Source organism: Oscillibacter sp. (assembly GCF_032060045.1).
GTDB lineage: Bacteria > Bacillota > Clostridia > Oscillospirales > Oscillospiraceae > Oscillibacter.
This window is the reverse complement of record NZ_DAMBZJ010000002.1, coordinates 123,830-130,101: the sequence shown is the minus strand read 5'-3', so window position 1 is coordinate 130,101 and position 6,272 is coordinate 123,830. Positions and strand designations below refer to the sequence as shown.

The window sequence follows — 6,272 nt, the reverse complement described above, 5'->3', positions numbered from 1 at the left end:
CCTCGCTCAGCATTTTGGGGATTCTCGCAAAGCCCAGCACCCGCATGGCGGATGCCGGATTGTGAGACACCTTCACGTCCCGTTCTTTAAAGAGCGCAATTTCCTCGTCTGTCAGCCACACGGTGTGGACTGCCAGCAGGTTGGGACTGAGCACTCCCAACTCCTCCAGATGCTGCACAGTGCCCTTGCCCCAGCGGTCGTAAGTGTATTCCTTCTCTTCCTTTGCTTCGGCCACGTGCATATGGATGCCCACGCCGTATTTGTCCGCCAGCTCCTTGGTTTTGACGCACAGTGCGTCGGTGTTGTTAAAAATCGTGCGCAGGCCAAACCAGACCTGAACCCGCCCGTCCGCGGTGTTGTGATACTTCTCCAGATCAAGAACCTGCTGCTCCAGCTCTTCCTCCATGGTGCGCTGCCAGACGGGGGGCAGTCCCTCGCCGCAGTCCATCACAGACTTTGCAAGCTTTGCCCGCAGACCGGATTTTGCCACGGCGCGGCACATGCCGGACACAAACTGTCCGCCCGGCTCCGCGAAGGAAGTGACGCCGGTTTTAATCATCTCAAGACAAGTGGCCAGCGTGGAGATATAGGAATCCTCCTCCGTCATGTTGCTCTCAAAGGGCCACATCCGCTTGTGAAGCCAGGTGACAAAGTCCACGTCGTCACCCACGCCCCGGCTGATCTGCTGGGAGGTGTGAACATGGGTGTTGACAAAGCCGGGCAAAACGTATTTCCCGTTTAAATCCATAATCTCGGCATCCGGAGCAACCGCTTTGGGGTCAATCCGGCCCACTGCCTTGATTTTGCCGTCTTCCACCAGAACGCCGCCGCCGTCGTACACCGTCTCATGCCCCTCGGCCATGGTGACGATGAACCCGTTTTTTAGGAATATCTGTTTCATAAAACGTATCTCCTCCTTTTAATGTAAGGAAATCACCGGGTCGATCAGCTTAAATTGCCGCACGTCGAACAGGCCTTGATCGGTGATGCCAAAGCAGGGAATGAATATCAGGGTGATGAAGGAGAGGGTGATGTTGGGAGAAGGCACTTCGCAGCCCAGCGTCCGAAGAATGCCAATCAGCTCCGCCAGCTTTTCAGCCACGGACTCTCCATCCAGATTGGAAAGCAGGCCGCAGATGGGCAGGGGAATTTCAGAGAGAACCTTGCCGTCCTTCACCAGCACAAGGCCACCTTGCAGCTCGGCAATGCGGTTGACCGCAAAGGCCATGTCCTCTGCGTCGCTGCCCACCACGGAGATGTTGTGGTGGTCATGTCCCACGCTGATGGCAATGGCCCCGGATTTCAGGCCAAAGTTCTTGATAAACGACCTGCCGATGCTGCCGTTTTTCCCATAGCGCTCCACGCAGGCAATGCGCAGTACGTCATTTTCCACATCGGGCAGAATTACGCCGCCTGCAACGGTCAGCTCTGCTTCCAGCGCGTCGGTGAGCAGGGTGTCGTGAGATGCACCAATGACATGAACCCTTGCCCGGGTATAGCTGGGGTCTGCCTTTAAAACCAGATCGTCTCCCGTAATTTTGTGGGAGAGCTTGACGGTGTCCCGCAGAAGGTCGCTGTAATTGGGCGCGGGCAGCTCCTTAACAAGAGTGCGCCCGTCCACCACCAGTTCGCCGTTTGCAATTACCCGCTCCACGCGGCACTCTTCCAAGGAGGAGAGGAACACGATGTCCGCGATTTTGCCCGGGGTAATACTGCCCACCCGGTCCTGAATGCGCAAACTTTCGGCGGGATTGAGCGTCACCATCTGGATGGCGGTGATGGGGTCCACCCCCTCTGCCACGGCGATGCGGACCTTGTTGTCCAAATGGCCGAGGCGGCTGATGTGCAGCGCGTCGATGTCGTCGCTGACCATGGAGCAATAACGGGTGTCCACATGCTCCTGCGTAATGATGTTCAGGCAGGGACGCAGGTCCGTGGAGGCGGAGCCTTCCCGCATCAGTACATGCAGGCCCATCCGCAGCTTGGCCAGTGCTTCCTCATGATTGGTGCTCTCATGGTCGCTGGTGACTCCCGCGCCCACATAGGCGTTCAGGTTTTCGCCCATAACGGCGGGTGCGTGGCCCTCTGCGGTTTTGCGATACCGCTCCGCCAAGTCCAGCATATGGGCGGAAGCGGGGCTCTCCGCCAAAATCGGCGGAGCCAATACCTCGGCAAGGCCCACGGCCTCGGGAAGCGTAATCAGCTGGTCGATCATCTCGCTGTGCAGCGTACTGCCGGTGGTCTGGATGCCGTTTTCCTCCATAAAGGCCGGGATGGGATAATAGAGCTTCACCGGCGTATGTTTGGACTCTGCCAGCACCTCTTTCATCCCCTCGATGCCGGAGACAATAGTCACCTCCATCAGGTCGGTGGCCACGGCGGTGGTTCCATGCTTGACCACCATCTTTGCAAACTCCGTGTAAGAGAGCATGCTGCTCTCGATATGGATGTGTGCATCCAGAAATCCGGGGGCGAGAAACATGCCCTCGGCGTCGATGATCTGTGTATCCGGGCCCATCGCGCCTGCGGGCACGGGACCGATGGAAGCAATTTTCCCATTTGCCACCGCAATTTCCGCCGCATAGATCTCATGGGTGACGACGTTTACCAGCCTGCCGTTTTTAATCACAATGTCGGCGGGGGTTTTCCCCAGCGCCACTTGAATCAACTTGTTGTCCATGGCAACCTCCTGTATGTTTAATATTCACAAAACGGGGATGGGATGCGGGCAGCCATATTCACCGGGCCTCCCGGAAATAGGGCTTTCCAATGCTGGCCGGGCCTGCGCCCGCGCCCTTTTTAGAAATGGCGGAGAGCACCAGCACCACCACCGTAAGAATATAGGGCAGCATATCCATCACCTGCGCGGCGAGAGAGAGATCAAGGCCCAAGACGGAGAGTGAGACTCCCTGAAATTTCAGGGTCATCCCCTTCAAAATTCCAAAGAGATAGCACCCCAAAATCGCCTTGACAGGGTTCCAGCCAGAAAAAATAACCAGAGCCACCGCAATCCAGCCCATACCTGCGGTGATGTTGTCCTGCCAATAAGGGACGTATACCAAAGAGAGATACCCGCCCCCAAGGCCGCATAGCGCGCCCCCAAAAAGAATGTGCACATATTTGTACAGCGTCACATTGACGCCGGAGGCATCCGCCGTTCCGGGGTTTTCGCCCACCATGCGAACGGCAAGGCCGAACCGGGTTTTCTGGTAGTAAAACAGCAGTCCCACTGCAAGAAACAGGGAGAGGTACACAAACAGGCTTTGGGAAAACAGCACCGGTCCCAGAAATGGAATTTTGGAAAGACCCGGAATGCTGCGAGGTCCCAATGCGGAGGTGACGGAGCTGTCCATGATCTGGCTGGAATACGCCTTGCCCAGAAAATTAGCAAGGCCCGTACCGAAAATCGTCAGCGCAAAGCCGGTCACCGTTTGATTTCCCATAAGGGTCACGGTGATCACGGCATAAATCAGCGCGCCCAGCGCGCCCCCCGCCGCCGCCATGAGGAGGGCTGCCGCCGGGCTGTGGCTGAGAAACCCCGCCTGAAAGCCAAAAAACGCGCCCAGCATCATCATTCCTTCCATGCCAAGGTTCAAATGTCCCGCTTTTTCGCACAGAATGCCCCCTAAAGTGGCCAGCAGAAACGGCGTGCCCAGCTGCACGGACATTTGAAAGAACAAAGCCGCTTCGTTCATTTTGCCGCCTCCTTTTGCGTGCGGGTCAGGACGACCCGGTAAGTGGAGAAAAATTCGCTCCCCAGAATGAACAGCAGAATGATTCCCTGAATCACGTTACCCGCAGCGGAGGGAATTTGCATGGAAATCTGCATATAGCCGCCCCCCTGAAGCAGAATGGAAAACAGAAAGGAAACCGCCAGAATCACCGGTGGCTCCATCCGGGACATGTAGGCAATGGCAATGGCGGTATAACCCATGCCGCCCCCCATCTGGTCGTTTAGCGTGTGCTCCGCGCCTGCGGCCTGAATCAATCCCGCAAGGCCGCACACGCCGCCGCCTAAGAGACTTGCCAGTAGAAGAATTTTTTTGGTGTTCATCCCCGCGTAGCGCGCCGTTTGTTCGTTGGCGCCCATCACGGACAATTCATAACCCAGCTTGCTGCGGTGGAGCAGAATCCATACAAGCGCCGTCAGAACAAGGGCGACAATCCACCCGGAATGGACGCCCAGCACGGGTTTGAGCTGAAGCTCTGCCGGGTAATTGGCGATTTTGGGAAAGCCAAAGGATTGAGGGTCCTTCCAGAGAACATACTGGAGATAGGACACCAGCTTGATGGCCACATAGTTGAGCATCAGCGTCACCAGCGTTTCGCTTACGCCCCACTTCGACTTTAAATATCCCGCAATCAAACACCAGCAGCCACCTGCAAGAAAGGCGGCCAAAAACATCAAAAGCATCGTGACTGGGGCGGGTGGACCGTTGACGTTCAGAGCCACATAGGTCGCTGCCGTCGCGCCCATATAGAACTGTCCCTCCGCGCCGATGTTGATAAAGTTCATCTTAAAACAGACGGCTACCCCAAGTCCCATCATCAAAAGCGGGATCACCTTCTGAACGGTCTGCTGTACATAGTAGATGGAGCTGAAGGAACCCTTCAGCATCTCCCGGTATACCACAATCGGGTCGTACCCGCAGATTGCCACGACCACTCCCGCCGCAGCCAGGGCCACCGCAAGAGAGACAATCCGCTGAAGAAGGAATTTGCTGGTTGCTTTCCGTTCAATTCGCAGCATAACATTCCTCCCTCTGTCTCTGCCCCATCATCAGCAGGCCAAGCTGCTCCTTGGTGGCTGCTTTCGCGTCCACCACGCCCATCAGCTCGCCGCCGTGCAGCACCGCAATCCGGTCGCAAAGGCCCAGCAGAACGTCCAAATCCTCCCCAACAAACAAAATGGCAACGCCTTTTTGTTTCTCCTCGTTGAGCTTTTCGTAGATAAAATTGGAAGCTCCGATGTCCAAACCCCGCACAGGGTAGGCCGCGATGAACAGATCTGCGCCCCGGTCAATTTCGCGGCCCAGCAGCACCTTTTGGATGTTACCACCGGATAGGCTCTGGATCGGCTGCTCCACGCCGAAGGCGCTGACATGATAGTGTTCGGTCAGACGGACGGCTTGAACCGTCTCTGCCTTTTTGTTCAGGAATGGCCCATGGTCAGATCGATAGGTGCGCAGCGCGGCGTTGTCGCTGATACTTAACCCCGCCGCAAGCCCCATGCCCAGCCGGTCCTCCGGCACAAAGCCAATCCGGATTCCTTGCCGCAGCATGGCTTCAGAATCCAGACCGATCAGCTCGGTCTCCTTGAGCAGCACGCTGCCCTCCGCTGCCCGCAGGCCCACGATGGACTCACACAGTTCCCTTTGTCCGCTGTCAGCCACCCCGGCAATCCCCAGAATTTCGCAGGCGCAGACGTCCAGCCGGTCAATGTTCAGCGTTTCGCCAGCACCCCGCTCCGTAAGATGAAGATTTCGGATGGACAGAACCGGCTGGTGCTGCTCCGGGGGCGTCTGTGCATAGGGCACCGAAATATCCACCGTCCGACCCACCATCAGCTCCGCAAGCTGCGAGGGACTGGACTGCGCGGTCACGATGGAATCCACGCTGACGCCCTTTCGCAAAACCGTCACCCGGTCGCTGACGTTCATGACTTCCTGAAGCTTGTGGGTGATGATGATGACGGCGCGGCCCTTCGCCCTCATCTCTCGCAGGATTTCAAACAGCCGCTCCGTCTCCTGCACCGTCAAAACGGCGGTTGGCTCGTCCAGAATCAAAACCTCCGCGCCCCGGTACAGGGCTTTTACAATTTCCACCGTCTGCTTCTCACCAACGCTCATCCCGCAGATTTTCTTTTCGGGGTCCAGCGGAAGACCATATTTTTCACACAGCGTCATGATTTCGGCAATAGCCCGCTTTTTGCGCAGCAGCGTCCGGGTTTTCATGCCCCCGACAATGTTTTCCCAGGCGCAAAGGGCGTCCACCAGCTTGAAATGCTGGTGGATCATCCCGATGCCATTGAGTATGGCGTCCTTGGGGGAGCGGATACATACCGGCGTTCCCCCTATAAGAATTTCCCCTCCGTCCGGAGCGTACAGACCCGAGAGGACGTTCATCAGCGTGCTCTTGCCAGAGCCGTTCTCTCCCAGAATGGCGTGGATTTCCCCGGCACGGACCTTTAAATTGACATCGTCATTTGCCTTGACAGGTCCGAAGTGCTTTTTAATATGCCTGAGTTCCACTGCAATACGATTTTCCATGTG

General features: G+C 56.8%; 5 protein-coding genes. All 5 read right to left on the bottom strand.

The window, feature by feature from the left end; all coding sequences use genetic code 11:
• A partial coding sequence (locus tag RT018_RS01625) for an amidohydrolase family protein (protein ID WP_312938802.1) occupies positions 1–901 on the bottom strand: 901 nt, incomplete at its 3' end.
• Between the two features lie 18 nt (positions 902–919).
• Entirely contained in the window at positions 920–2,680 is a 1,761-nt protein-coding gene (gene ade, locus RT018_RS01620; protein WP_312938801.1) for an adenine deaminase, read from the bottom strand.
• Between the two features lie 58 nt (positions 2,681–2,738).
• Entirely contained in the window at positions 2,739–3,695 is a 957-nt protein-coding gene (locus RT018_RS01615; RefSeq protein ID WP_312938800.1) for an ABC transporter permease, read from the bottom strand.
• Positions 3,692–4,750: an ABC transporter permease gene (locus RT018_RS01610; protein ID WP_312938799.1), complete on the bottom strand. Its 1,059-nt coding sequence runs from the start codon at positions 4,748–4,750 to the stop codon at positions 3,692–3,694. The genes RT018_RS01615 and RT018_RS01610 overlap by 4 nt, the downstream gene beginning before the upstream one ends.
• Positions 4,737–6,269: an ABC transporter ATP-binding protein gene (locus RT018_RS01605; protein WP_312938847.1), complete on the bottom strand. Its 1,533-nt coding sequence runs from the start codon at positions 6,267–6,269 to the stop codon at positions 4,737–4,739. The genes RT018_RS01610 and RT018_RS01605 overlap by 14 nt, the downstream gene beginning before the upstream one ends.
• Between the last annotated feature and the right edge of the window lie 3 nt (positions 6,270–6,272).

Excerpts from the sequence above, each read along its gene's own strand:
- ade (WP_312938801.1), bottom strand. The coding sequence starts at position 2,680 with ATGGACAACAAGTTGATTCAAGTGGCGCTGGGGAAAACCCCCGCCGAC.
- RT018_RS01615 (WP_312938800.1), bottom strand. The coding sequence starts at position 3,695 with ATGAACGAAGCGGCTTTGTTCTTTCAAATGTCCGTGCAGCTGGGCACG.
- RT018_RS01610 (WP_312938799.1), bottom strand. The coding sequence starts at position 4,750 with ATGCTGCGAATTGAACGGAAAGCAACCAGCAAATTCCTTCTTCAGCGG.
- RT018_RS01605 (WP_312938847.1), bottom strand. The coding sequence starts at position 6,269 with ATGGAAAATCGTATTGCAGTGGAACTCAGGCATATTAAAAAGCACTTC.